Raw genomic sequence first — 22599 nt, 5'->3', positions numbered from 1 at the left:
GGTTCCCTGTTTCGTTCCTATTGTACGGTCTCGCGCTTAGGCACAATTCATGAGGCCCGATGTTAGAAACGAATGGAGGACCACCCGGCCGAACACACTGAGGGCGATGTGCTGGACAAACTCCGGCGCCATATCCGCATTTTGGTCGATATCGGTCGTCTTTCGGTTGAAGAGGCCGGAACAGAACGCTTCTTGGACCAAGCCGTGCTGCAAATTGCCCGAGCCGTGGAAATCGACCATGTTAAGGTGCTTCAATATCGTCCAGACACGTCCGATCTTCTGTTGATTGCGGGAGTCGGCTGGAAGGATGGTGCCGTCCGCACCGCCACGCTGTCGGCCGACCTCCGCTCGCCGCCTGGCCGCGCTTTCCAAACGGCCGAGCCTGTCAGCATCAGAGATTTCGCCGAGCAGAACGAATTTGTTTGTTCCGAGTTCTTGGCGGAGCACAGCATTGTGGCTGTCAGCAACGTCCCGATCCTCATCGGCGGCGCCGCATGGGGCGTGCTGGAGGTGGACAGTACAAAGCCGAGAGACTTCTCCCAGGATACGACCGAGTTTCTGACCGCCGCCGCCGCGCTGATAGGTGCTGTGCTGCGTCGCGGTGCGCGACCGGACGAACATGCAAGCCTTATGGCTGCGGTCGCGGAAGCTAAAAAGGGGCAGATCTTGCTTCGAGAGATGCAACATCGGGTCAAGAACAATTTTCAACTCGTCCTGTCCTCGATTTCCATCCAGAAGCGCCGCTATCTTGATCCAGAATCACACCGCGCTCTGGACCACGTGGCCAGCCGCATCAACGCCATCTCGCTCGCACATGATCAGCTTGCCCCTCGCCAAGAAGGGCAGATCGTTAGACTTTCCCATTACATCCGGGCTCTTTGCAGCGCGATCCGCAATCAGGTGGATGAGGTTGAAGTCGACGTCGAATGCGATGAGCTCGAATTGGCGATCGATCGGGCCCTCCCGGTTGGCCTCATTTTGAATGAGACTGCGATGAACAGCATCAAGCATGCGTTCGGTGCAGAGGGAGGCAGGATCAGCGTAAGTTTGGTGGGAGGCGTCGGCTACGGCGAGGCCCGATTGACAGTGACCGACAACGGTCGCGGCATTCAACATCCGAACAAAAACGGGTCGGGCCTTAAGCTGATTACCTCTCTGGCGAGACAAATTGGCGGTACCGTCAACCAGACCAGCGGCGACGCGGGTACAACAACAACGCTTACATTCCCTTTGATAATGTAAAGTGGGACCTGCTGAGCAGGAACGGGATAGGCTGCGCCTCAGCTATCGCGGGCCGGGTCGGCCGATGGTACACCTGCGGACCAAGCAAAGCCCCATATCGTCGCCGAGGTGGGTAGTCGGGTTGTGGCCCTTAGCCGCAGGTCGATTGAGCGCGTGTCATGTCGGCTGTCAGGCAGACCGGACACCGATCCAACTTGGCGTCCACCGCTGATTTCGAACCCAGGCGGCAATCGACCGCAGAGAAGCGGATGTAACCTTCACGACAACAACGCTAGACCAGACCGCCCGTTTAGAGCGCTAAATGTTTTTCGTCATCCTCTTGAAACGTTTTTGCTCGTGACAGATTTTTTGGACGCCGCAGACGTGGCGGCCGGGGCGCCTTCGGGGCCCCGCAATCAAGGCGGGCGCCGGGAAGGTGTCCGGTGCCAGCTCGTACCCAGCTTGCTCTTTGGAGGATTTGGCTATGAGGTATTATTGGACTCCCCTGTGGAGGTCGACCATTGGGTTCGACCACCTGTTTGACGTTCTCGACGAGGTCCAACGGACCGCCGAAGAGACCTATCCCCCCTATAACATCGAGCGGCTCGACGAGAACCGCTTCCAAATCTCGGTGGCGCTCGCCGGATTCACACCGGACGAGGTGGGCCTTACGGTGGAGCAGAATGTCCTGACGTTGGAAGGCCATAAGGCCGAGAAGGACGAGAAGACCTTCCTGCATCGCGGAATGTCGACACGGTCATTCAAGCGCCAGTTCACCCTGGTTGACCACGTTGAGGTCAAGGGCGCGCACTTCGAGAATAGTCTGTTGGTCATCGAGCTTCAACGCGAGATTCCCGAGGCCATGAAGCCGCGGCGCATCGCCATCGCGGGCGCAAGCGCCGGGCAGGTCAAGCAGATCGAAGGCAAGGCCGCCTGACCAACCCGCGGCCTGGTTCCGATCGCCGCCCGCGCGGGTGCTCCCGCGCGGCCACCCTAATGCGTCTTATGATGGGTAGAGCTTTAGCCATGCGGACGACGCCCACACACGATAAACGTCTTCGATTTAAATGCTCTTCTTCACCCCGGCACGGTGTTCTCGCATCCGCGCGAGGTCGTCGCTGACTCGAATTTGAGTCTGGCCGAGAAGCGGGCCATCCTCGCGTCATGGGCTTCTGACGCCTCGGCGATCGCGTCCTGTCCAGCGTTACGCTCGCCGGACGGACTAAAGGCGCCTGTTCATATCGACGAAATTCTAGAAGCGCTACGCGCGCTAGACGGGAACGGTCCGCGCAACCCGCCGGGCGGCAAGCCCATGCGTCTGCGCTGGGCCGAGCGTCGCGCGGCAGCGTGAGCGAGGGGTCTGCAAGTGATTCCATGACTGACGTCGCACAGTTGATTCCAGGTCGCTTCTATTGGGTCCTTGTGCGCTCAAGCACGAAACATCCCGAGTGGCAGGCGGCACGCTTCGCCGGCGCTACCTGCCAAGGCGACGGCGCCAAGTGGGACTTCATCGGCTTCAATAGCGACGTCGGTCATCTTTTCGTCGAGGTCGTCGACATCGGCTCAGAAATACTGTCTGTCTAAACGCTCGCGTTAAGACGCCGAGGAAGCCAAGCGACAGCGCAGCTATCGATCCACTGCGCGGATTCCCTGTTTCTGTGCAACCGCTGCGGCCCTGCCCTTTCTGCGGCGGTTCGGAGGTTTGAATCAACAGCAACATCGATCCAAAATTCGTAGTATGTACGAGATGTTCGGCTTTCGGCCCCAATGCGCCACCGTTAAGTAGGCGGCCGAGCAATTGGAACAAACGCACCGCCCCCTAAAGCGAAGACGTGGCGGAACTTGTTTCTCTTTCGGAACGGTATGGCGTTCTTGTGGGCGGCGAGCCAGACCAGCTAGCAAATAGGAAGTAGGCCAATTACCAGCCGAGCCGCGCCCACAGGGCACCAAGCAGCACGAGCAGGGCGAGCCAGCCCAGCATGACGACCATGCCGCGCGCGAACCGGCTCTTCACCTCACCGCGCCGAGCAGCTCGGGCCGTGACACCAGCACTGCGGCCGCGCCCACCAGGAGCAGCATCGACGAGACCATGATGGCGATCCACTTACTATCATCCATGGACGCCAATGCACGCGCCGTCTCGTCGTTCCAGTTACGGTGCGGGCCATCAGACGGGTGCGCAAGGCCACCGGAATAGGAAGTAGGCCAATTACCAGCCGAGCCGCGCCCACATGGTACCGAGCAGCGCGAGCAGTGCGAGCCAGACCAGCATGAGGACCATCCCGCGGGCGCGACCGATTAAGGCGACCCGTCCGGCGGGCGTCGCCAACGCGACGACAAACAGCGTGACGATGACCGCGACGATGACCAGGCCGAAAGGGGTCATGGCTGCTCAGAGCAGGGATAGTTGGACGGTGGCCCCGCGCCCGTGGGTTTCGAGGAACGCCTCAAGTGATGGCGGGACCTCGCCGCGCACGGAGCACCGCTGTTGCAGCGCCTCGGCAATATGCCGCCGAAATCATTGAGCACAAGATAGATGTCCCGGTCGAAGCCAGGAACAATTGACGGGGAAGAACGCATAACACCACTCCACCGAGCCGGAGCATCAATCCAACAGGGGCCCGGCAAGGGCGTCAAGATCGGCTGCGGTGATGGGCGTTATGCGCCACGGATTGGAACGGCCCCCCACAAGGGCTGGGGGAAATGTGGGTCGGGGCGCCCTTTACTGGCCCGTGCAATGGCCAGCCGACGCAAACGCTCCCTGTCATCCGTCGTTCCTATGTCCGGCGAGCCGCTCTTCGCTCGACGTCAGCAGGCGCACTGTACTTTGCCCACTCACGTCGGTGCGCTCCGCGCTGCTCTGGAATATCCGTGACGAAAGAGAGATTGCTGCCGTCACCGTATAGCATCTGTCTGTTCGACATCGTTCGGGTCGCATGCGCGAAATGCCGCGAGTGTGGATCACCTAAGTTCAAAAGTGAACCGACCCACGGCTTCGCAACGGTTTGTTCACCTTGATGTAGGGAACAGCAAAGCGGCAATAGCCGGGCCTCATTTCGCGCGCTGAGTATCAGACCGCTGCTGCTGGGGGCCAAACGGAGATGTCCGATGGGTGTGGCAGGCTTGCGCTTCGCGCAATTGAAAAGATCGTTCCGTGTTCGAGCGGCCCTTGTCGGCGTGCTCCAGGAGTTGCCGTTTGTCTGCGCGGTGGTAATTGCAGTCGGCTCGACAGTCATGATCGTGATCAAGCTCTGCAAGGATTTGCCGGAGTGAGGCGGGCTGACCGCCATGGCGCTCATGCAGCCCTTTGTCTACCGATCGGCATATAAATACACTCCCGCTGATTTCAGCGCGGAACGGATATGACAGACCCATTGACGGCAGAAGCAATCTACCTGCGGCTCGGCAGCCTGATGGCCGACGCCCCCGACCTCAAGGCCGACCCGACGCCGATACACGCCGTGGGCTCGCTCTGGGGCCGCGCTATCGCGCGTCGCGTATTAATAGGCGCAAATATAGTTTCCGTACGCATCGTAGCAACTGCGGCGGTACGCAGCAGCGCCAACGGCAGCCGCGCCTACCGCTGCCGCTCCGACACCGTAGCCCCGATAGCCGTAGCCGCGATAGCCGCCCCGATAGCCGTAGCCCCGGTAGCCTGCGCCGCGCACTGCAACAGCGCCGCCGCCCCGCGGTCCTCGAACTGCGACCGCACCGCCGCGGTAACCGCCGCCACCCCGATAGGCACCTCCGCCGCGCCGAGCCTCGGCATCATCGGGGATCAAGCAGGCGATGAGCAAAACGAAAGCGGCAAGAGGAGCGAGAATATAGCGGAGCATGACAGAAACCCTTCTATGAAGTCCTTAAGCCCCGCTCGCGAGATTGCGGCTCTCTCCGCGCAGGAGGTTGATGTAGATCAATCGAACCTGCGCACTGCGGTGCCTACGCTATGTTCCCGCACCTGTCAGGAAAAGAATGGTCGCTTCCGAAGCGCGATCACGTTCGGCCGCCGTGTTCGGTGCGCCTTTTGACCTCTATCGTAGCGGTCACGCGCAGTATTGGGCCAAACTCGTCTCTTGCCTCGACTTCGATAGGTCCTGTGCCAGCACCAAAAATGATGGTTTCTCCTAATAATTCGCGCGCTAACCGTTCGACGGCCTTAAGGTCCGCAAGATCGATACCCTCATGATCAATAACGACGGCCGGACTGCGGTAGTCGAAGTAAAACCTTGGCATGCCGCACCAACTTGCACTGCCGGGCCGGGTTCCTAGTTTTCCCGGAGGCTTGGCAATGCCTCTGGTCCTGCGGATTTTTCTCAGCCGACTGCCGAGTTTTCCCGGAGGCTTGTGATGCTCTACTTGAGCTGGTGGAACTAAGTTTGCGCGCGGCGGCTTCGGGCTCGGCGAAGGGGCGTTTCTCGACGTGTTTGTTCATGCGCCGACCGGTGAACGGTGTAGATGTGCACCTCGTACGCAATCGGGATCGGCTCGCCGCAGAAGCACCTCGACCAGCCGTTGGAGTTTTGCGTCGGCACCCTCAGCTTGCATGCGGCGCTTCCATGCGTGGAAATCGCGGTCGCGTCGCCAAAATCGTCCTCGCGAAGCGTCGGCTCCACCTGCTGCGATGCCCGCTCGAATGCGGCGCGGGCTTGGTCGAATGTTGAAGCCGAGCCCGAGCGCTGCGTGCTGGGCTCCATGCCTGGATAAAACCCAAGACGTCAGGCCATTGATCAGCGCTTATCGGCACGCCAGCGCGGATTCCGATCGTCCCTATGCGGACGTCGGCGGAATAGATGTGCCAGGTTTCGTGTTGATCGTTTTCGCTTCGGCGCTGGGTCAGGTCGGTCATGGCAAAGCAGGATGGGAGCCGGTTGCGCTACCCCGTACATCGGTTGCGCTTGCTTGCACCCTTCCGCAGCCGCTCCCTCGACCAGCGGGTGAGGACTTCGGTGATCATCCGTGCTGCTTTTTCTTCAGCAACATATCAATGGCCACGAGGCCCAGGTCGAGCGGCAGCCGCTCGCGCTCCTCCGGCGACATCCGGTCGTAGCTGCCATCCTGTTTCAGCTTCTCCATCGCCATCAGCGTGATCAGCATGCCCGCGACGATGGTGCGATGGTCTTGGTGGAACTTGCTCAGCTTCGGCTGCTGGTCGTACTTGTCGAGCAGCTCGCGGCCGACGAGCTGCATAGCTTCGGGGTCGTTCGCCGTCGCCGCCTTGGCGAAGGCGTCGCGCAGGGTCTCGATGCGCTGGTTTTTCCTGATCATTGCTTGCTCATATCGGCGGTGAAGTTTGGCTTTTACTGTTTGGTCTCCCAGCCGAGCAGCGTGCCTGGCGTGATCTGCAGGACCTTGCAGATGTCGGTCAGCTCATCGACTCAAGTCACCTCGCTCGCCGTCTCCCAAGCGATGACCTCGGCCTCGGTGGTGTCGAGGCGGCTCGCCAGCTCGGCGCGGCGGAGCCCGCGCGCGATCCTGAGCGCCTGCAGGCGATGCCCGACCTCGCGCTCGACATCGGTGATGGGCTCAACAGGCTCGTGTGGTCGTCTAATGTCACCTCGTACTCTTGGCGTTCCAGCGGCTTCGTCGGGTCCCCAGGAAGAACGGGCTACCAGTAGACGCCGGTTTTGCGAATTTTGAAATGTCCGCGCATTGCCTTGCTACAATTTGTAAAGACCCGTGGTTCCCGCTATGGCATTTTGATCCGGCCAAGGGTCAGGGCCAACATGCTTAGCGCACGCGCGTACCGAAAGTGGGCTAAGGCTTACCGCGCACAGGCGGCGGCTCCTGGGCTGGCGCCCAACAAAGCCACCCTGCTGAAAAACATCTCGCGAAGCCTCAGCGCGCTCGCTAGCCAGCTCGAAATGCTTGCCGTGTACGACGACGAGGTCTCGCGACCGTCCTCGCCGCCATCGCGCAGGCCTCGGTCACGATCGGGCCGACCGTTGCTCCGACCAGCATCCCGAGCATGAAATGCTTCATCGGGCTTCTGCTTCAGGGGGCCGTCCGAGCCGCTTTCGCCGGGGATCATGCAGAGCATCTCGTCTTCAGAGAATTCGACATTCCGGTACTTCTTGCTTCCCGCGCGACCGACGCCTGAGGTCGTCTTCGTCGGCCTTTGCCGCCATTGCACAGGCCCCGACCACGATCGCGCCGATTGTTCCTCCGATCATGCAGCCGACCAGCATCCCAAGCATGAACTGCATCGGCGCCCTCCTTCACGTGCCCGTCCGAGCCGCCGACTTGGTCGCGATAACCTTCTAAACAAACCGCTCCTCGATCGCTTGAGGGGGCGGAACGTCATGGTGCTTTAGGTGCATCAGCCAGCTCTCGCAGAGAGCATTCTTCTGAAACCAATCGGCAATGAGGCGGCGTATCTCCGGTTGCTCGATCTTCATCAAGCCGCCGCCCGGCTTTGCTTGTGGCCATTCGTGCGCGCTTGCCCGTTGAGCTTTTTCGCGTTCGCCTTGATCTTGTGCGCCGCGCGACCGCGTGGCTTCTTCGGACGGGGCTCGACTGCGTTCGCCTTGGCCTGTCCCTGGCGGACCGAGACTTCGCCCAGCCGCTCCAGATAGTACAGGTTCAGCCTGATCTGCTGCGGTGACAGCCCGGTGTCGCGCGCGAGCGCCGAGATCGAGATCCACGCTCACATCGACTGGCTGCCCCTTGCGCTGCTCAGTCGGCTCGGCGTGCCCTTCGTAACCACCATGCATGGCCGGCTCGACCTGCCGGGCCTTTCCGAGGTGCTGCGGCAGTTTCCCGGCGCGGGCTTCGTGTCGATATCGGACCATCAGCGTCTGCCGTTGCCTGAGGCGAATTGGATCGCCACGATCCAGCACGGACTGCCATCGAACAACTTTCGCCCGTCTTTCGATCAAGGATCCTATTTGGCGTTCCTCGGCCGCCTGACCGCGGAAAAGGGCCCCCAGGACGCCATCCGCGTCGCGCGCGCCGCCGGAATGCCCTTGCGCATCGCCGCCAAGATTCCGCGCGGCGAGACGGGCTACTTCAAGAAGCAACTTGAGCCCCACATCGACGGTCGGGCGCTCCAGCTCGTCGGCGAGGCGGATGAGGTGAAGAAGCAGCCGTTCCTCGCAGAGGCCGCGGCCCTGGTGTTTCCGATCGATTGGCCGGAGCCTTTCGGCCTCGTCATGATCGAGGCGATGGCCTGTGGGACGCCAGTGATCGCCTATCGCTCCGGCTCCGTGCCCGAGGTCGTCGAGGACGGCGTGACCGGCTTCATCGTCGAGAACGAGGAGCAGGCTGTCAGAGCCGTGGGCGATCTGGGCCGGCTCGACAGACGAAAAGTACGCGCCCGCTTCCACTTGATCAGCTAGGATCCCTTCGGGCGCAACGAACGCCACGCGGCGAATCGCCGAAGCGAGCTCGGAACAAGCGATTGAAATGCGAAACATCCGAGAAGCCGACCTCTAGGGCGATATCGGAAATTAGTCGCGCGCTGGCACTGGACTCGGTCAGCAGTTTGAGCGCTCGTTGGAGACGCAATTCATTCACGTGCCCGGTGAACGATGATCCTGATGATGCCATCAGGCGCTGCAGATAGCGAGGTGAGATGCCTTGGCAACGAGCTACCATCTCGACGCTGAGCCCTGGTTCTTGAAAGTGTGTCTCGATGTAATCGAGGGCGGCGCCGTGGCGCGCAGTCACGACAGCGCTCGCACTGCTCTCGCCCAAGGGAGCGCACTCGCCGATTGTGAGCGCCAGGAGATCGTGGATGTGAGCCACGACCGCATCTCGCAGCTTCGGGGTGGCCAGAACACTCTCAGTAAATGCCGACTTGAGATAAGCCATGAGAAGTCGGAGCGCTTCACTTCGGTGAGAAATCGGCCGCATAGCGCGGCTTTCGACGTTCGTCACGCGCTGTGCGAGGGCGTCGCGCGGTACGGCAAGACCGAATAGCAATCCGTCGACATAGGTGACGGTGGCCGGCTCGGAATGCAGAATTGCGATGGCGTCGCTGGCGTGAAGCTCGATTTCTTGACAGCGCTGCGATAGTTGACTTTTGCCGGGAGAACAGAGGATGACTCCGATCGAGTCATCACCATCAGCGATGCTCGCCTGCAAGCGCTTGAAACGCATAGGGGAGCCTTTCAGCGCGAGCCTGCGCAAACCTCGGATCGCTTGCAGCGTTGCGTAGGCCTGAAACGGTGCGTTCGATAGAGGCTCAATATCAGCGTGGACTATGCCTCGCCCAAAGTCCTCGCGCCATAGCGGGACTCGCATCCGCTCCGGAAACTCCCGCGTCGAGAAACGATGTGATACGAATTCGGCTGCGTCCATAGACATGGGGACCTCCAGCCTTGTTGGACATCGGGATCAAATGCGACAAACTCACCGGTATCTGCATTTTGCAGTTCGCGCACCGAACTTGTTTGATCTGTGCGCAAGAGTCCAAGAAGCTACGCCATTGGCCTGCTAGTCTCGCTCAGCTAAGTTCAATGCTGATGTGAACTCGTTCACTTAACGGCCAGAAATTAGGTCTATAGTGATTGCGAAGGCCGCGGCGTCAAAAAATCTCCTCTAAGAGGAGGCGGTCGTGATGGCTCTATTTCTGATTGCCGTTATCGGATCTAGTTTAGATATCCTTGGCGGGGTGAACCCGTAAGCTCCGCTTCTATGACTCTCGCGATTGATCGAACTCAACGATCCGCGGACAGACTGTCCTGCAGCACCAGACGTTCTCTGATACCGATTTCGTGTCGCGCCTCGTCGGCCACATCGTCGTCATCCGAGTTCGTCGGACACAAACTACTCCGGCGCCGTTGATATTTACCGCCGGTTGAAATGGTCGAAATCTATCGTCAATGGTGATGATCAAGCGAGGGTTCGATCATGTCCACCCTAGTCGAGATGTTTTACCGGGAGTATTGCCGTGCCCGCCTCGCCGAAATGCGGAAGCAGCTTCTGATACCGGTTGCCCGCGACGACACATTGCAAGCGTCTTGGGAGGACGGCGATCCCACCGGTCCAGGCAATCAGAGCACCGGCTGGCCAACGAAAGAACCTCCAACTATCAGGTAGCTCGGGCTCGTAACCGCATCGTTTGATCGATACCCCGCTCGGCACGCCCAGCCCGGAGCAGCAGAGCCTCTCATCGACCGATGTGCGAGCACGCCGACAGGTCAAACAGATGCACGATCGAACTCACCAGCGCTATTACGGCGGTGACGACGGGTACGTGGTGCGCCGCAGTTACGGCTACTACGGCGGCCCCGGCTACTACGATCGCGGCTACGGCTCGTACAGCGGCGGGCCGAGCATCGGCTTCAGCTTCGGCACCCGTAGCTGGTGACCAAGAAAGGGCCGCTCTCCGAGCGGCCCATTCGATACGGTAAACATTGTGGTGATCGGATGTCCACTCTTGCGAAGCAGCTAGGACAGAAAGAGCAATAGCTGGCGCGGCTTGAAGCCGGACCCGGCGCGAACGAGCGCGCCGAAATCCAGGCGCTCCTCGCCAAGATCGAGACCGCGCTGAAGTTGCTCGGCACCCAGGATTCCGCCGCTGCAGGCGAAGACCAATAGCCTCTGGGAGCGAAGGATTGAGAAGGGCGGGAGCTTCGCCGAAGCCTTCTGCTCACGCTTCCCCGGCTGGCGGATGAAGGCCCCAGCTCGGGGGGCAGGGGCTATGAGCTGGGGCCAGTACGGGGTTCGCCCCTTGGGGCAGGGGCGTCGGGAAAACTTGGCAGTCGCGCGATCGTTCCTCTGCGCGCCATGAAGTTTCGGATCGAGTTGCCCGTGAAGGCGCGGAGCTCCCTCTGCGACGCTTTTCTTCGCCGCACGCCGCCTCCACGCTTGTGTTTCGGCATGGAATAAGGACCCCGTATTCGGGGTAATCGGCATCCAATCGGGGCTCTGACTCATATGTGGAACGTATATGGACCCCGCCCGATTGCAACGACTGGCTTGATCAGGATCGACGGCCACAACTGCTGACGTATATCCGGCTTCTTGATGCGGCTGGACAACGTCTCCGCCGCAAGCCTCGATGGTTTTCGCCCGCTTCCACCTCAACGGCCCCGAGACATCGGCGCAAGCCATGCCGGTCCACACATCAGGTTCGGGAAGCGACGGGGTGACCGTTTCGCCATCTCCTGCCATTTGTTGCAATTGCCGGTGAGACCTCCTTTCCTTGATTGCCGCTTCGCTTCAGGCCGCCTTCACCGAAAGCGCCGGCTCATAAGCCGCGCCGCCTGTGAGCATAGCCCACACGATCCGCGCGTTCTTGTTGGCAAGAGCCACGGCCGCGACATTGGGATGGCGCCGTTGCCGCATCTTGCCGAGCCAGAGGCTTCGCGGATCCTGCTTGCCATTAGCACGGCTTAAAGCGGCGCGAGCTCCGTGAATCATCAGCGTCCGCAGGTATCGATCGCCCCGTTTGCTGATGCCGAACAAGCGGGCCCGCCCTCCACTGGATCGCTGCTTGGGTACCAGACCAAGCCAAGCCGCGAACTGTCGGCCGTTCTTGAAACAGCTTCTATCGCCCACGGCGGCGACCAAGGCTGTTGCTGTCACAGGTCCGACGCCTTCGATTTTGCCGAGCCGCTGGCACTGCTCACTCGTACGGAAGATTTCCCTTATCCGCCGGTCATAGGCTGCAATGCGGGTATCAAGCTCGGACAACTCCTCTTGCAGTTCCCTCATGAGCGCTCGGAGCATCTCGCTGAGGTCGTCATTGATGTTTCCTACGATGACCGCGAGGCCACGCCGCAGCTGCGCGATGTCACGGGCAATGACAATCCCATGCTCGGACAGAAGACCGCGAATCTGATTGACGAGCCTGACTCGATCGGCGACCAGGCGCCGGCGAATGCGGTGGACGGCCTGTACCGCCAGCTGATCGGTTGATTTCGGTGGCACGAAGCGCATGGACGGACGACCGACCGCTTCGCAGATGGCTTCCGCATCGTTCTGGTCGTTTTTGTTCGACTTGACGTATGGTGTCACGAACTGAGGGCTGATTAGTCGGACCTGATGGCCAAGCTCCGTGAGCACGCGAGCCCAATAGTGTGCCCCGTTGGAAGCCTCCATGCCGACCAGGCAGGCCGGTAAATTGGCGAAAAAGCCGGCCACCGCATCGCGACGTAACCTCTTTCGCACAACGACTTTCCCGTGGTTGTCGACGCCGTGAACTTCGAAGACATACTTCGCCAGATCTAGACCTATCCGAACGACCTGCATAACATCCTCCTTCGCTGCAGTTGACGCTTGAGATTCCACCGCGGCAAGGGCGGGGTCCATACCATTGGCCCGGGCTGCAAGATCTTTTTCTGGTAGAACAGGGGATGACGGTGCGGTCATATGTTCGGCCTGTGAATGCGGCGCCTGGCCGCTGGCCACGATGATATCCGCGGAAGGCAATCGCCCAATCAATTTCTCGCGCTCGAAGCGCAGTGAGTCAGGCGGTCTGATTGCTACCGGGAATGACGTCATTCGAGGTTCATCCAGATTTGCACCTTGCCTCCTCGGCAGCTTTCTTCTTCCGCCGGAGAGCTCTTGAGATTAGGATTTCAGCATTGCGGCCGGCGCCTGATAGATGCCTCCTCTGACCAGCAAGGCCCAGATCGTGCGCGCAATCTTATTAGCGAGCGCGACCGATACGACCTTGACCGGCCGTCTTTGCAGCATGGTCCGAATCCAGAGCGGGACTTTCAAGCCTCGCTTAGCAAGCTTGATGATAGAGGTCGCACCAACGATCAAGAGCGTCCGTAGTTGCCGATTTCCACGCTTTGATATCGCGCCGAGCCTTTCTTTCCCGCCGCTCGACCGTGCCCTCGGTGTGAGCCCCGTCCAAGCCGCAAAATCTCGTGCAGTCGCAAAATCGCGAGCATCCAAGACCGATGTCCGAACGGTAGCGGCGATGAGAGGACCGACACCCGGAATGCTCATCAGACGCCTTGCATCGGGGTCCTTTCTGACGGCAACCAAAATCTCTCTGTCGAGCTTCTCTATGCGGGTTGTCAGCAGCTCAATCTGTTCGGCAAATAGGATCAGGGCAAAGCGGGCGGCGCCGGGGATCCTATTGTCTTTTTCGTCCCGGAGAAGCACCAAGAGTTTTGCGATGCTTGCCATGCCTGTGCCAGCGATAATGCCCAATTCGGCCATATGAGCCCGCAGAGCATTTGCAGTCTGGCTGCGCTGCCTCATTAGCATCTCTCGCGTTCGCAAAATCATGCTGGCTGCTTGTTGTTCGGCAGTCTTCACCGGTACGAGCCGCATTGTCGGGCGGGTGACCGCCTCACAAATGGCTTCAGCATCCGCCACGTCGGTCTTATTACGTTTGACGTAAGGCTTCACGTAGGCTGGCGGCATCATGCGGACAGAGTGGCCCAGCGCCGCTATCTCGCGCGCCCAGTGATGGGCACTCGCACAGGCCTCCATACCTACCAAGCAAGCTGGAAGGCTCCGAAAGAAGGGTAGAACCTGCGATCGCCGCAATGTGCGACGAACCAAGACTGTCCCGTTTTCGGCGGTGCCGTGAACTTGAAAGATCGACTTGGCCAAATCCAAACCCACTGTGATAATTTTCTCCATGGAACGGTCCTTCCTTTGTGGCGCCTCTCTACGCGACCACGTTAGGCACTTTTGATGCCGGTTCGAAGGGCCGTTCCACACCATCACTTTTGATGCAGTTCGAGGGATGTCTGGCGCTTTGATTTGGGGGAGAATCAGCGCCATGCAGCAGGCACTCCAGCGCTCCAGTCTGGTGCCGAGTGGATTTGTTGTAGAGAGTGCGTACTACGAAGGTGATAAGGCTGTTATTGCGGTCCGGGCGTCGGGAAGCATTGGTCTGTGCCCATCTTGCGGAACGGTTTCCCGACGCGTCCATAGCCGATACCGGCGTCGTGTGACTGATCTTCCCCTTTCGGGGCGGATCGTACAGCTTCTGGTGATTGCTCGTCGCTTCCGTTGCGGCGCCGTCCTATGCGGGCGCCAAATCTTCACCGAGCGCTTCGCCGAAGGGGTGCTGGCACCGTCGGCGCGACGCACGGCAAGGCTGGACTCTATCGTCCATCACCTCGGTCTGGCACTTGGCGGTCGACCGGCAGCAGGCTTCGCAAAACGGCTAATGCTGCCGGTGAGCAAGGATACGCTCCTTCGCGTGGTCCGACGCCGTAGCCGTCCGCCAGCTGATCCGCTCAGGGTTATCGGCATTGATGATTGGGCCTGGCGGCGCAACCACAGATACGCCAGCATCATCTGCAACCTGGAGCGGCGCCGAGTAGTCACCCTGCTCCCGGATCGGGAGCCCGCAACTGCCCAAGCCTGGCTCGCTGCTCATCCCACGATCGCGATCGTTGCCCGTGACCGTGGTGGGGGATATGGCGAAGCGACAGCAAGAGCCTTACCGCATGCGGTACAGGTTGCAGATCGTTGGCATCTGATGGAGAACGCCAGTCGGGCCTTCCTCGATGCCGTTCGCAAATCGATGCGCCAGATACGCACAGTGATCGGCGCGACCACGATTGATCCCAAGCTGCTAACAGCCGCAGAGCGGATCCAGTATGAGGGTTATCTGCGCCGCGAGGAGACCAATGCGGCTATCCTGGCTCTGTCGAAGAATGGCATACCCATCAAGCAGATCGTGCGTCAGACTGGTCACAGCAGGCAGCTGGTACGGCAGGCGATTCGCGGCGAACGACACGATGTCTTCCGGACCCGGCAAAGTTCGTTGGACTTACACTTGCCGTGGCTCGACGATCAGTGGGCGTCCGGCTGCCGAAACGGGGCTGAACTTTGGCGTCGTTTAACGGCGCATGGCTTCAGAGGCTCGCTCCGCGTCATCAGCGAGTGGGCGACCCGCAGACGAAGGGCTGAAAAGCCCGACGCACGAAACCTTCAGCGGATTCCATCGGCCAGAACGATCGCGCGCCTCATGACAATCGGCGGAGATCTGCTCACGAAAGCAGAGACCGTCACGGTCGCGGCAATCGAAGCTGGCGTACCATCCTTGGTCGAGGCTCGCGAGATCATCGCCGAATTCCACTTGATGATCCGACGCAGAGCCGAAGCAGGGCTCACGCCGTGGATCGACCGCGCCCGCGCCAGTCTCGTGACTTCCTTCGCCAGCGGCGTCACGAAGGATGAAGCGGCGGTTCGGGCGGCAATCACTTCGCCCTGGTCCAACGGACAGACTGAAGGTCAGATCACCCGCCTCAAGCTCGTGAGAAGGCAGATGTACGGTCGCGGGAAAATCGATCTCCTTCAGGCCAGGCTAATCGGTGCAGAATAATCGGAGCTGCACCAAAATTGCGTCAGAGCCCCCTTTGGACGCCGATCGGGGGTCCCAGTCCAATGCCGATTGACATTCTAGCCCCATACACGCCATCTCCGGCTACAGAGGAGAACGACATGAATGTTCGTACCACTCTCACCTGGGCCGCCCTCGCATTGGTCGCCGGATCCGCCTTGGCACCAAACGGTCAGGCCGAAACGGTCACGCCTAAAATTGCGGAAGCGGTTCCGAACGCCGTCGAGGAGGTTTCGGAGATAAGAATTCCGGACAGCAAATTGTCGCGCGATGCAGCTCAGGTCATTCGCGATACCGAAAACGATTTGCTGTTTCAGCACTCCATGCGCGTCTACTATTGGGCTGCTTTGGCAGGAAAGCGCAAGGGTCTGACCTTTGATCCGGAACTTCTCTACATAGCGGCCATGTTCCATGATTATGGACTGACTGCAAGTTATGGGGAAAGTCACCTGCGCTATGAAGTGGATGGCGCGAATGCCGCACGCGATTTTCTGCGGAGTCACGGCATTTCGGAAGCTGATGGCCAGAGCGTCTGGCTTGCGATCGCACTGCATACGACAAATGGAATTTCCCCGCATCTGTACCCCATCGCGGCACTTCTTGCCGAAGGAGCCAACATGGACCTTGTCGGCGCCGGCTATGACGACTTCACTGCCGCGCAGCGGAGCGCTGTCGAGACGGTTTATCCGCGTCCGCCCAATTCGCGGAAGGCTTCCTGCAGGCCCTTTACGACAGCCTCAAGCACCGTCCTGAAACCACCCAAGGCACCGGTTTGGCCGATGTAATGGCCTACAAGGACCCTGGTTTCCGTCGCAGGGACTTCAGCAATCTGATGCGGAAGTCGCGCTGGGCTGTCGGGCAATAGGCGAAGCGATCCCTCAGTGGTCCGGTTCTCCCACATGGAGAGCTTTCAGTTCGAAGAGGCTTCGGAGTTTCACAAGAAGATCTTGAAGCCGAAACCAGACTTTTGTCGTCGACGTCGAATGAGGCGCGTCCCTCCGCGTAGCTTGGCGATTGAGTGCGACGATGTGCTCGGCGTTGGGTCGACGGGCTGAAACCTGCGTTGACGACGGCACCAGCGATGGGTGATTACAAGCAAAGCCCACAAGCCAAAGCGTTCTCAGCAATTGTTCCCGGTCCCCGCGGGAGTTGGCGGCCCTCCACACCTGCTTGCCGCGACGCTCATCGTTAGCCCGAATTCAAGCGGGCGCGGTGACTTCGCCCGTGGCCTCTACGTTGAGAACGATCTTTCCTTTCGGCGGTGATCGTCGGCCTTCTAACATCATGTGCGCGTCTCGCGCATCGGCGAGAGGCAGAACTACACCGACGCGGGTTTTCAGTTCGCCGCGGTGAATGAGATCGGCGATTGTGCGCAGCCGCTCGGTGGTCACTTCCACCAAGAAGACGGCTGCGGTGACCCCGCGGGACTTTGCGCGGTCTTGATCGGGCTGGGACACAGCGGAGATCAGCTTGCCGCCCGTGCGAAGAACCTGAAAAGAACGCATTTGCGTTTCGCCCCCGACGAGATCCAGTACCGCGTCCGCGTCCTTCACCTTTTCCTCGAAGCGTTGCGTATGATAGTCCAATACTTCGTCGGCACCGAGGGAACGCACGTACTCGACGTCCTTCGCCCCAGCCGTTGCGATTGAACGAAGCCGAGCGCGACGAGCGAGCTGAACCGCGTAGGCTCCAACGTTTCCCGCAGCTCCATGAATGACCACCGTCTGCCCGGCTTCGAGGCGAGCGTGGTCGAACAGACCTTGCCACGCCGTGACCGCAACGACGGGAACGGAAGCCGCTTCGGCATAGCTCAGCGAGCTTGGTTTCTTCGCAAGCCACCGCGTATTCTGCGTAACCACCAAGGAACTGAGTGTTGGTCACTCCGTAAACCTGATCTCCGACAGCCAGGTCCGAAATGCCCGATCCCACGGCCGCGACCGTTCCGGACAGATCGGAGCCGAGCGTGAGAGGAAGAGGCTGCGGCAACGCGCTCTTGCCGGCCCTGATCCAGCCGTCCCAAGGACCGACGCCTGCTGCGTGAACATCGACAAGAACTTCGCCCGGACCAGGATCTGGCCTTGGGACCCGTTCAAATATCATCACGTCCGGCGCGCCGAATTTGTGTACTCGCCATGCCAACATAGAAGAATCAGCAGGACCATTACCGACGAGAGTGCTTCCCATTCTTGACTCCTACCAAGATGTGAGTCAGCCGCCGGCTTGCGCTATTGCCGAGTTCAAAAGTCACACCTACGCTCGGCGCTCTCCACAACCCGCAAGATTCTGCGTGTTTGAGAGATGGGCTTCGTAGCCTTTATCGCATTTTAAAATTCTAGACCGGGAACGACAATAGCTGGTCATCAACCAGCTCTCGCGCAATTTCCCTACATCTGATCCTTACTCGCAGGAAGTGAATTTCCCGCGGTTTGTACTTGGCGTCCTGCACATTTCTTTGATTAGGGTGGCGAGCTTCCTCAGGAGCTTCAAGCCGCCCCTAATCCATGGAGTGCACCACGAGAACAGGGACCGCTGATCAGAAAACGACAGCCACACTGCCCGAGCGAGACCCTGCTTTCAGCCTCAATCGCACTGCAGTATCGTCATACAGAAGGGTACTTCCGGTCCAACATTCGCGGGTTACCTTGTGGGTATCGATCTAAAGCGTCGGCGGGCATGAATTGCGGTGCTGTCGGCAGTTCAGCGCGCACAAGACAGGAGTTTAACAATGAACGACGTAAGTTTCGGCATTAAGATCCCGGATAGCAAGATCGCGCGCGAAGCCGCCGAACTGGTGCGGCACCACGAAACCGAGATGTTGTTTAACCACTCGGTTCGAGTCTTCGTGTTTGGTGCAATGAAGGGTGTCCGCCAGAACCTGAAATTCGACTCTGAACTGCTCTATGTCGCTGCGCTGTTTCATGACTTAGGCCTTATCGACACTTATCATACCGAGACAAAACGTTTTGAAGTCGACGGCGCAGATGCAGCGCGCGAATTTCTCAAGAGCCATGGCATTTCCGAATCGAAGGCGGATCTGGTGTGGGAAGCCATCGCCCTACACACCACGCCTGGTATCCCCCAGTATATGCGGCCCGAGATCGCTCTCACAAACGCGGGTGTTTTGGTGGACGTCGTCGGGATTGGATATGATGAGTACACGCCAGAGCAACGCGACCAAGTCATCGCGGCTTTTCCCCGCGGTAATTTCAAGAGCGAATTTATCGAGGTTCAGACTTGCTCGGCTTTAAAGAAGCCTCAGACAACGTTCGGGACGGTGAACTTCGACTACATCGAATATCGCGATCCCACATTTCGCAAGCCAAACGCGTGCACTTGGATCCACAACAACCCGTGGCATAGCTGACCCTGCCAGCCGCCGGCCATCTGGAGGTGGTCGGGAGCGATCGCTACGCTGTTGCAGCACTCGGGAAACACAACAGCACGTGAATTATCCGTGCGAGCTTCCTCGACAGTCGCACTGTAGTTCACAGTAATCGGCTTGACGATGGCTGGCGCTCCAGCTGATCGGTGTTGCGCTGGCACTCCCGCTCCAGGGCGCGCCGTCTCTTACTGCAGCGGATTTCGGTATCGATCTGCGCAGGCTAGGCCACAAATGTCTCGATGGCTCGAACATCGACAAAATTATTCAGTCGGCAATCGTCCGCTCGTATTGGGAGGAAATAGTGAAAAATCTGCTTACAACCTATCAGGACGCCCAAAAGAAGAAGAACGCGGTCGGTCCACTTCAATGTATCGGATCTATGGACACTGAAGGCATCGTGGCGGCGGCCAAGGACCTGCAGGTTCCTGTCGTCGTCGGGGTTTCAGAGGGCGAACGCGAGCTTCTCGGTGATAGGCAAATATCGGCTCTGGTCGCAAGCTTCCGCGATGGCGAAGGACTCCCAGTCTATCTTTACGCTGATCACACCCACTCGTTGGAATCGGCGATGGCCGCCGCAAACGTTGGCTTCAATTCCATAGTGTTCGATCTCTAAGCTCTTCCGATCGACGAAAATATCCGGAAAACCAAAGCAGCGGTTGAAATGCTCAAAGACATCAATCCGTCGATCCTGATAGAGGGTGAAATCGGCGACATCGGAACGGGCTCGCGGATCCATGATGCTGCCCCTGATTTCGGCCGCGGGTTAACTGATCCGGAGCAGGCCAAGGCCTTTGTCGAGGCGACCGGTATACACATCTTGGCCCCTGCGGTCGGCAACATGCACGGCATGCTGCGGAGCATGGTTGAGGGAAAGACTAGAAAGCACCTGGACATTGAAAGGATTGCGGCCATCAAGCGAGCCACTGGGACGTTGCTTACGCTTCATGGCGGGTCGGGAACGGAGGATGTCGATTTCGTCAGTGCCATAGATGCCGGCATAAACATTATTCATGTGAACACTGAGCTCAGGGTGGCTTGGCGTCGTAGCCTGGATGAAGCGCTCGCAGCTATGCCGCACGAAGTGGTTCCGTACAAGATCCTGCCCGCAGTCGTGGAAGCGACACGTCGACTGGTGAACCTCTCGATTGAAATTGTTCAACAAGCTCTGAGACTCGATCTTTAGAGGAGTGCTCTCGCTCTTGTCGGTGGAATGGCGGCCACTCACAGTCGCTGAGTTCCTAGCGCATGATTCGAGGTTCCGATTTCAGAGCTTCAACATGTCAAGGCATTCGACCCGCACCGGCCTATTGCAAATGTTCTGAAGTTACTTCCGCTTTCGGCGGGATGGCCGACATTAGCCGGACTTACCGCTGGCTCGCCCGTGCAGCGATTGACCCGGACCGGACAATTGATCCGCCGGATCTACGTCACCCCGACAGGAATGCCCGATCTTAGGCGCAACAGCGCAGGGCCAGGTACTCGAAGCGTTGCATGCGCTTGCGCAGTGCATCACCAGACTGCAACCTGTAGAGCGCCTCGGCACCACGAACTCCGCATTGGTGCCCCGAGCACTGCGCTGTTGCCTCAAGATCTTTGTTGATTCTAAATCCTCAATTCCGCTCGCTTTACCGTCAACTGTGCGTATTTGGCGCCACAATTCTTTGGTGGCAGACGGCCGGTCACCAAGTGCTAAACGCGGAGATTGAGCAATGCCAAAGCACTACGAAACATCGGAGCAGCGGGAGAAGCGAGAACTCGACGAGGAGCTGGACCGGCAATTGCAGCAAACCTTTCCGGCCAGCGATCCGTTGAAAATCACGCGGGGCTCGACTAAACCACACGCAGCAAAGCCGGCTGCGCGCGACGCTGAACGAAGGCGCCGCTAGTCTATCGACCAACCCGGCCGAGTGGGAGCCGTTGTTCGCTGAAAGGAGGGGTCGCCGGCCCTGCGAACACGGCTGCCGACGCCTAGCGCGGGCGGAGACCAAGAGACGGCGTCGATTTCCTGGGGGTCTCTTGCCAGATCGCCGCCGGTTTGCAGGCGGAGCGCGCATGACTCGCTCGCGAGCGATGAGCCGCGGCACGCGTCACGCCTTTGGGGCAGGGGCGATCGGTGGATTTGCTATTGTGCGTTCAGAGGCGCCGGGAGGAACAACGAGAACGTCCACGTTCAACGAACGCAGGACTTCTTCCGTTACGCTCCCGATCAACGCCCGAAGCATGCCAGATCGGCCGTGCGTGCCCATCACCAGCATGTCAGGCCGCCTCTCCGAAACAGCACGGGTGATGACCTGCATAGGCCCGCCCTCGGCGACCTGGAGAAACCATCGTTGCGTGCCGAGCTTGTTCGTCACCAGAAACTTCGTCAGCTCCTCCATTGCCTTTTGACGCTCGCTATCGACATATCCGCTGATTACAGCCCCGCTCGCACCAGAGCTGAGCAATCGCGTTTTCGCCATCGGCGAGAAGGCGTGAAGAATCGTGCCCTCCGCCAAGAGTCCGGTGGACAGGCCCACGCGAATTGCATCGGCCGATGTATCCGACATATCAACTGGCACTAGAGCGCGTTCATAGCGCCGCTGCGCCTCGTTGTTCACCATCAGAACCGGATACCTTCCTCCGCGAATAACACGCTCGATTGTGGTGCCCGTGAAGATATCGCGCAGAAACTGCTTGCGATGGGCTCCCATTACAACGAGATCCGCGTCGGCTGCTGCAGCCGCTCGCAGTATCCCGTCAAAAGGATGGCCCTTGACCACAGTCGGATAGCACTGAACGTTTTGCAGCTCCGGCATGGATACGATCTGCTCAACCAGCACCCGTTGTGCCTCACGCTCTTCGATGTGGACCAGCTCTTTTGGCTGATCATCGTCGACGACATGAACAAGGTGCAGCTTTGCATCAAGGGAGCGCGCTGAGAGGCCGGCCTTCCGCAGAGCGCGGTTGGAGCGCGTCGAGAAATCTGTCGCAGCTACGATGTTCATGTCATAATCCTTGTAATTGCGAACGGCAGCAAGAACGATGGCTTGCCAAGTTCGACCAGCGCGGCAATTCGGTTGCCTTGCGGAGGGCCTATGACGCTGTCGCGTGCCGGCTTCGTTCGTCTAATCCACCAGATTGGCTTGGACCGACGATCTGTAGCCGAGAAGCAACCAAGCATCGCGCCCCGCGAACATCCGGAGCACGATATCTTTCTCGCTCATAAGCAACTGTTGTACGCGGTGACGGAGGTGAACCTCTCAACGTCACCTTTTAGGGTCGTGAGGAATTGGCGGTTGGCGGCGAGCGAATGCCTCGCGGAAACCATCGGGATCTGAAATCCAGATGAACATGACCCATGAGGTCAGGACGAGCAGCGCGAAAAACACTGACATGAGAAACTCCCGGCTTTGGTTGCAGAACTATTGAGGTGCCGTCCCGGACGATGTGGCATCGTCCGGGTTACCGGCGGATCTGCAGCTGGGTCCTATAAATCCGGCGTCGTAGCGTTGTAGTCATCACTGCCTCTGTGTGCCGTACGGCTTGTTTGCCAGCGGCATGTGCATCGCCCTGCGGGGCAGCGAGCTAGAGCCCTCGCGGCCGCGACGTGCACTGAGTTCGGGGCTGATTGCCTCCGATCAGGCGGCCAATCTGCAAAGACTTCGGCGAACTCGTTTACTACTCAGCATCATACATCATGCACTTAGAGGTGGGCATGCGATGCAGGAAATCAAATGCGACATTTAGCCTG

The 22599-nt window shown here is 59.4% G+C and carries 20 protein-coding genes and 3 pseudogenes; 13 read left to right on the top strand and 10 right to left on the bottom strand.

The window, feature by feature from the left end:
- The first annotated feature begins 108 nt into the window (after positions 1-108).
- The 4 genes from ACVJ5M_RS47475 (at position 109) to ACVJ5M_RS47460 (ending at position 2805) form a co-directional block, all read left to right on the top strand.
- On the top strand, positions 109-1242 hold the full coding sequence (locus ACVJ5M_RS47475; RefSeq protein ID WP_354100597.1) for a sensor histidine kinase: 1134 nt from the start codon (positions 109-111) through the stop codon (positions 1240-1242).
- Between the two features lie 463 nt (positions 1243-1705).
- Positions 1706-2158, top strand: coding sequence for an Hsp20 family protein (locus tag ACVJ5M_RS47470; RefSeq protein WP_354100598.1), 453 nt, complete (start codon positions 1706-1708; stop codon positions 2156-2158).
- Between the two features lie 111 nt (positions 2159-2269).
- Positions 2270-2572 (top strand): hypothetical protein, encoded by a 303-nt coding sequence (locus ACVJ5M_RS47465; protein ID WP_354100602.1) that lies wholly within the window; start codon positions 2270-2272, stop codon positions 2570-2572.
- Positions 2573-2595: 23 nt separating this feature from the next.
- On the top strand, positions 2596-2805 hold the full coding sequence (locus ACVJ5M_RS47460) for a hypothetical protein (protein WP_085398609.1): 210 nt from the start codon (positions 2596-2598) through the stop codon (positions 2803-2805).
- Positions 2806-3430: 625 nt separating this feature from the next.
- Here the strand turns inward: ACVJ5M_RS47460 and ACVJ5M_RS47455 are convergent.
- Entirely contained in the window at positions 3431-3607 is a 177-nt protein-coding gene (locus tag ACVJ5M_RS47455; RefSeq protein WP_161495737.1) for a hypothetical protein, read from the bottom strand.
- 722 nt (positions 3608-4329) lie between these two features.
- On the opposite strand from ACVJ5M_RS47455, the gene ACVJ5M_RS47450 reads away from it, so the two are divergent.
- Together ACVJ5M_RS47450 and ACVJ5M_RS47445 are read left to right on the top strand one after the other, a co-directional pair.
- The gene (locus tag ACVJ5M_RS47450; RefSeq protein WP_201266101.1) at positions 4330-4494 is read left to right on the top strand and encodes a hypothetical protein; all 165 of its coding nucleotides are present in this window, start codon (positions 4330-4332) and stop codon (positions 4492-4494) included.
- Positions 4495-4583: 89 nt separating this feature from the next.
- On the top strand, positions 4584-5249 hold the full coding sequence (locus ACVJ5M_RS47445) for a hypothetical protein (RefSeq protein ID WP_161495736.1): 666 nt from the start codon (positions 4584-4586) through the stop codon (positions 5247-5249).
- On the opposite strand, the gene ACVJ5M_RS47440 is transcribed toward ACVJ5M_RS47445, so the two are convergent.
- The 4 genes from ACVJ5M_RS47440 to ACVJ5M_RS47425 form a co-directional block, all read right to left on the bottom strand.
- A complete protein-coding gene (locus tag ACVJ5M_RS47440; protein ID WP_456679799.1) occupies positions 5215-5454 on the bottom strand; it encodes a DUF6894 family protein in 240 nt (79 codons plus the stop codon). The genes ACVJ5M_RS47445 and ACVJ5M_RS47440 overlap by 35 nt on opposite strands.
- A gap of 717 nt (positions 5455-6171) precedes the next feature.
- A complete protein-coding gene (locus ACVJ5M_RS47435; protein WP_354100599.1) occupies positions 6172-6486 on the bottom strand; it encodes a hypothetical protein in 315 nt (104 codons plus the stop codon).
- Between the two features lie 32 nt (positions 6487-6518).
- Positions 6519-6587, bottom strand: coding sequence for a hypothetical protein (locus ACVJ5M_RS47430; protein WP_375338066.1), 69 nt, complete (start codon positions 6585-6587; stop codon positions 6519-6521).
- Between the two features lie 678 nt (positions 6588-7265).
- Complete coding sequence (locus ACVJ5M_RS47425; protein ID WP_155258054.1) at positions 7266-7424, bottom strand: hypothetical protein; 159 nt, start codon at positions 7422-7424, stop codon at positions 7266-7268.
- 432 nt (positions 7425-7856) lie between these two features.
- Here ACVJ5M_RS47425 and ACVJ5M_RS47420 point away from each other — a divergent pair.
- Positions 7857-8540 (top strand): annotated as a pseudogene (locus ACVJ5M_RS47420) (glycosyltransferase family 4 protein); the annotation flags it as partial.
- A gap of 7 nt (positions 8541-8547) precedes the next feature.
- Here ACVJ5M_RS47420 and ACVJ5M_RS47415 read toward each other — a convergent pair.
- Positions 8548-9525 carry an AraC family transcriptional regulator gene (locus ACVJ5M_RS47415; protein ID WP_354100600.1) on the bottom strand — a complete coding sequence of 326 codons (978 nt, stop codon included), beginning with the start codon at positions 9523-9525 and terminating at the stop codon, positions 8548-8550.
- 844 nt (positions 9526-10369) lie between these two features.
- Between ACVJ5M_RS47415 and ACVJ5M_RS47410 the strand changes: the two genes are divergently transcribed.
- Positions 10370-10531: a hypothetical protein gene (locus ACVJ5M_RS47410; protein ID WP_354100603.1), complete on the top strand. Its 162-nt coding sequence runs from the start codon at positions 10370-10372 to the stop codon at positions 10529-10531.
- Between the two features lie 854 nt (positions 10532-11385).
- Here ACVJ5M_RS47410 and ACVJ5M_RS47405 read toward each other — a convergent pair.
- On the bottom strand, positions 11386-12417 hold the full coding sequence (locus ACVJ5M_RS47405) for an IS110 family RNA-guided transposase (RefSeq protein ID WP_247296495.1): 1032 nt from the start codon (positions 12415-12417) through the stop codon (positions 11386-11388).
- 321 nt (positions 12418-12738) lie between these two features.
- Entirely contained in the window at positions 12739-13770 is a 1032-nt protein-coding gene (locus tag ACVJ5M_RS47400) for an IS110 family RNA-guided transposase (protein ID WP_354100748.1), read from the bottom strand.
- Positions 13771-13912: 142 nt separating this feature from the next.
- Between ACVJ5M_RS47400 and ACVJ5M_RS47395 the strand changes: the two genes are divergently transcribed.
- On the top strand, positions 13913-15469 hold the full coding sequence (locus ACVJ5M_RS47395) for an ISL3 family transposase (RefSeq protein WP_456679798.1): 1557 nt from the start codon (positions 13913-13915) through the stop codon (positions 15467-15469).
- Between the two features lie 119 nt (positions 15470-15588).
- Positions 15589-16272: an HD domain-containing protein gene (locus tag ACVJ5M_RS47390; protein WP_354100581.1), complete on the top strand. Its 684-nt coding sequence runs from the start codon at positions 15589-15591 to the stop codon at positions 16270-16272.
- A gap of 414 nt (positions 16273-16686) precedes the next feature.
- On the opposite strand, the pseudogene ACVJ5M_RS47385 reads toward ACVJ5M_RS47390, so the two are convergent.
- A pseudogene (locus ACVJ5M_RS47385) lies at positions 16687-17629 on the bottom strand (NADP-dependent oxidoreductase).
- A 583-nt stretch (positions 17630-18212) separates the two neighbouring features.
- Between ACVJ5M_RS47385 and ACVJ5M_RS47380 the strand changes: the two are divergent.
- The 3 genes and pseudogenes from ACVJ5M_RS47380 to ACVJ5M_RS47370 all read left to right on the top strand — a co-directional run bounded on the left by ACVJ5M_RS47380 (position 18213) and on the right by ACVJ5M_RS47370 (position 20755).
- Positions 18213-18851, top strand: coding sequence for an HD domain-containing protein (locus tag ACVJ5M_RS47380; RefSeq protein ID WP_085398630.1), 639 nt, complete (start codon positions 18213-18215; stop codon positions 18849-18851).
- Positions 18852-19170: 319 nt separating this feature from the next.
- Positions 19171-20052: pseudogene (locus ACVJ5M_RS47375) on the top strand (class II fructose-bisphosphate aldolase).
- A gap of 526 nt (positions 20053-20578) precedes the next feature.
- Positions 20579-20755 carry a hypothetical protein gene (locus tag ACVJ5M_RS47370; protein WP_161495740.1) on the top strand — a complete coding sequence of 59 codons (177 nt, stop codon included), beginning with the start codon at positions 20579-20581 and terminating at the stop codon, positions 20753-20755.
- Positions 20756-20956: 201 nt separating this feature from the next.
- On the opposite strand, the gene ACVJ5M_RS47365 is transcribed toward ACVJ5M_RS47370, so the two are convergent.
- Complete coding sequence (locus ACVJ5M_RS47365) at positions 20957-21853, bottom strand: universal stress protein (protein ID WP_354100582.1); 897 nt, start codon at positions 21851-21853, stop codon at positions 20957-20959.
- Positions 21854-22599 lie beyond the last annotated feature (746 nt).

The organism is Bradyrhizobium sp. S3.7.6 (assembly GCF_054061875.1).
Note: the sequence above shows the minus strand (reverse complement) of the source record. Positions and strands in the feature narration are given on the sequence as shown.

Bases quoted from the DNA above. Each gene is read 5' to 3' on its own strand.
- ACVJ5M_RS47470 (WP_354100598.1), top strand. From the start codon at position 1,706: ATGAGGTATTATTGGACTCCCCTGTGGAGGTCGACCATTGGGTTCGAC.
- ACVJ5M_RS47460 (WP_085398609.1), top strand. From the start codon at position 2,596: ATGACTGACGTCGCACAGTTGATTCCAGGTCGCTTCTATTGGGTCCTT.
- ACVJ5M_RS47455 (WP_161495737.1), bottom strand. From the start codon at position 3,607: ATGACCCCTTTCGGCCTGGTCATCGTCGCGGTCATCGTCACGCTGTTT.
- ACVJ5M_RS47450 (WP_201266101.1), top strand. From the start codon at position 4,330: ATGGGTGTGGCAGGCTTGCGCTTCGCGCAATTGAAAAGATCGTTCCGT.
- ACVJ5M_RS47445 (WP_161495736.1), top strand. From the start codon at position 4,584: ATGACAGACCCATTGACGGCAGAAGCAATCTACCTGCGGCTCGGCAGC.
- ACVJ5M_RS47440 (WP_456679799.1), bottom strand. From the start codon at position 5,454: ATGCCAAGGTTTTACTTCGACTACCGCAGTCCGGCCGTCGTTATTGAT.
- ACVJ5M_RS47435 (WP_354100599.1), bottom strand. From the start codon at position 6,486: ATGATCAGGAAAAACCAGCGCATCGAGACCCTGCGCGACGCCTTCGCC.
- ACVJ5M_RS47425 (WP_155258054.1), bottom strand. From the start codon at position 7,424: ATGCAGTTCATGCTTGGGATGCTGGTCGGCTGCATGATCGGAGGAACA.
- ACVJ5M_RS47415 (WP_354100600.1), bottom strand. From the start codon at position 9,525: ATGTCTATGGACGCAGCCGAATTCGTATCACATCGTTTCTCGACGCGG.
- ACVJ5M_RS47410 (WP_354100603.1), top strand. From the start codon at position 10,370: ATGCACGATCGAACTCACCAGCGCTATTACGGCGGTGACGACGGGTAC.
- ACVJ5M_RS47405 (WP_247296495.1), bottom strand. From the start codon at position 12,417: ATGCAGGTCGTTCGGATAGGTCTAGATCTGGCGAAGTATGTCTTCGAA.
- ACVJ5M_RS47400 (WP_354100748.1), bottom strand. From the start codon at position 13,770: ATGGAGAAAATTATCACAGTGGGTTTGGATTTGGCCAAGTCGATCTTT.
- ACVJ5M_RS47395 (WP_456679798.1), top strand. From the start codon at position 13,913: ATGCAGCAGGCACTCCAGCGCTCCAGTCTGGTGCCGAGTGGATTTGTT.
- ACVJ5M_RS47390 (WP_354100581.1), top strand. From the start codon at position 15,589: ATGAATGTTCGTACCACTCTCACCTGGGCCGCCCTCGCATTGGTCGCC.
- ACVJ5M_RS47380 (WP_085398630.1), top strand. From the start codon at position 18,213: ATGAACGACGTAAGTTTCGGCATTAAGATCCCGGATAGCAAGATCGCG.
- ACVJ5M_RS47370 (WP_161495740.1), top strand. From the start codon at position 20,579: ATGCCAAAGCACTACGAAACATCGGAGCAGCGGGAGAAGCGAGAACTC.
- ACVJ5M_RS47365 (WP_354100582.1), bottom strand. From the start codon at position 21,853: ATGAACATCGTAGCTGCGACAGATTTCTCGACGCGCTCCAACCGCGCT.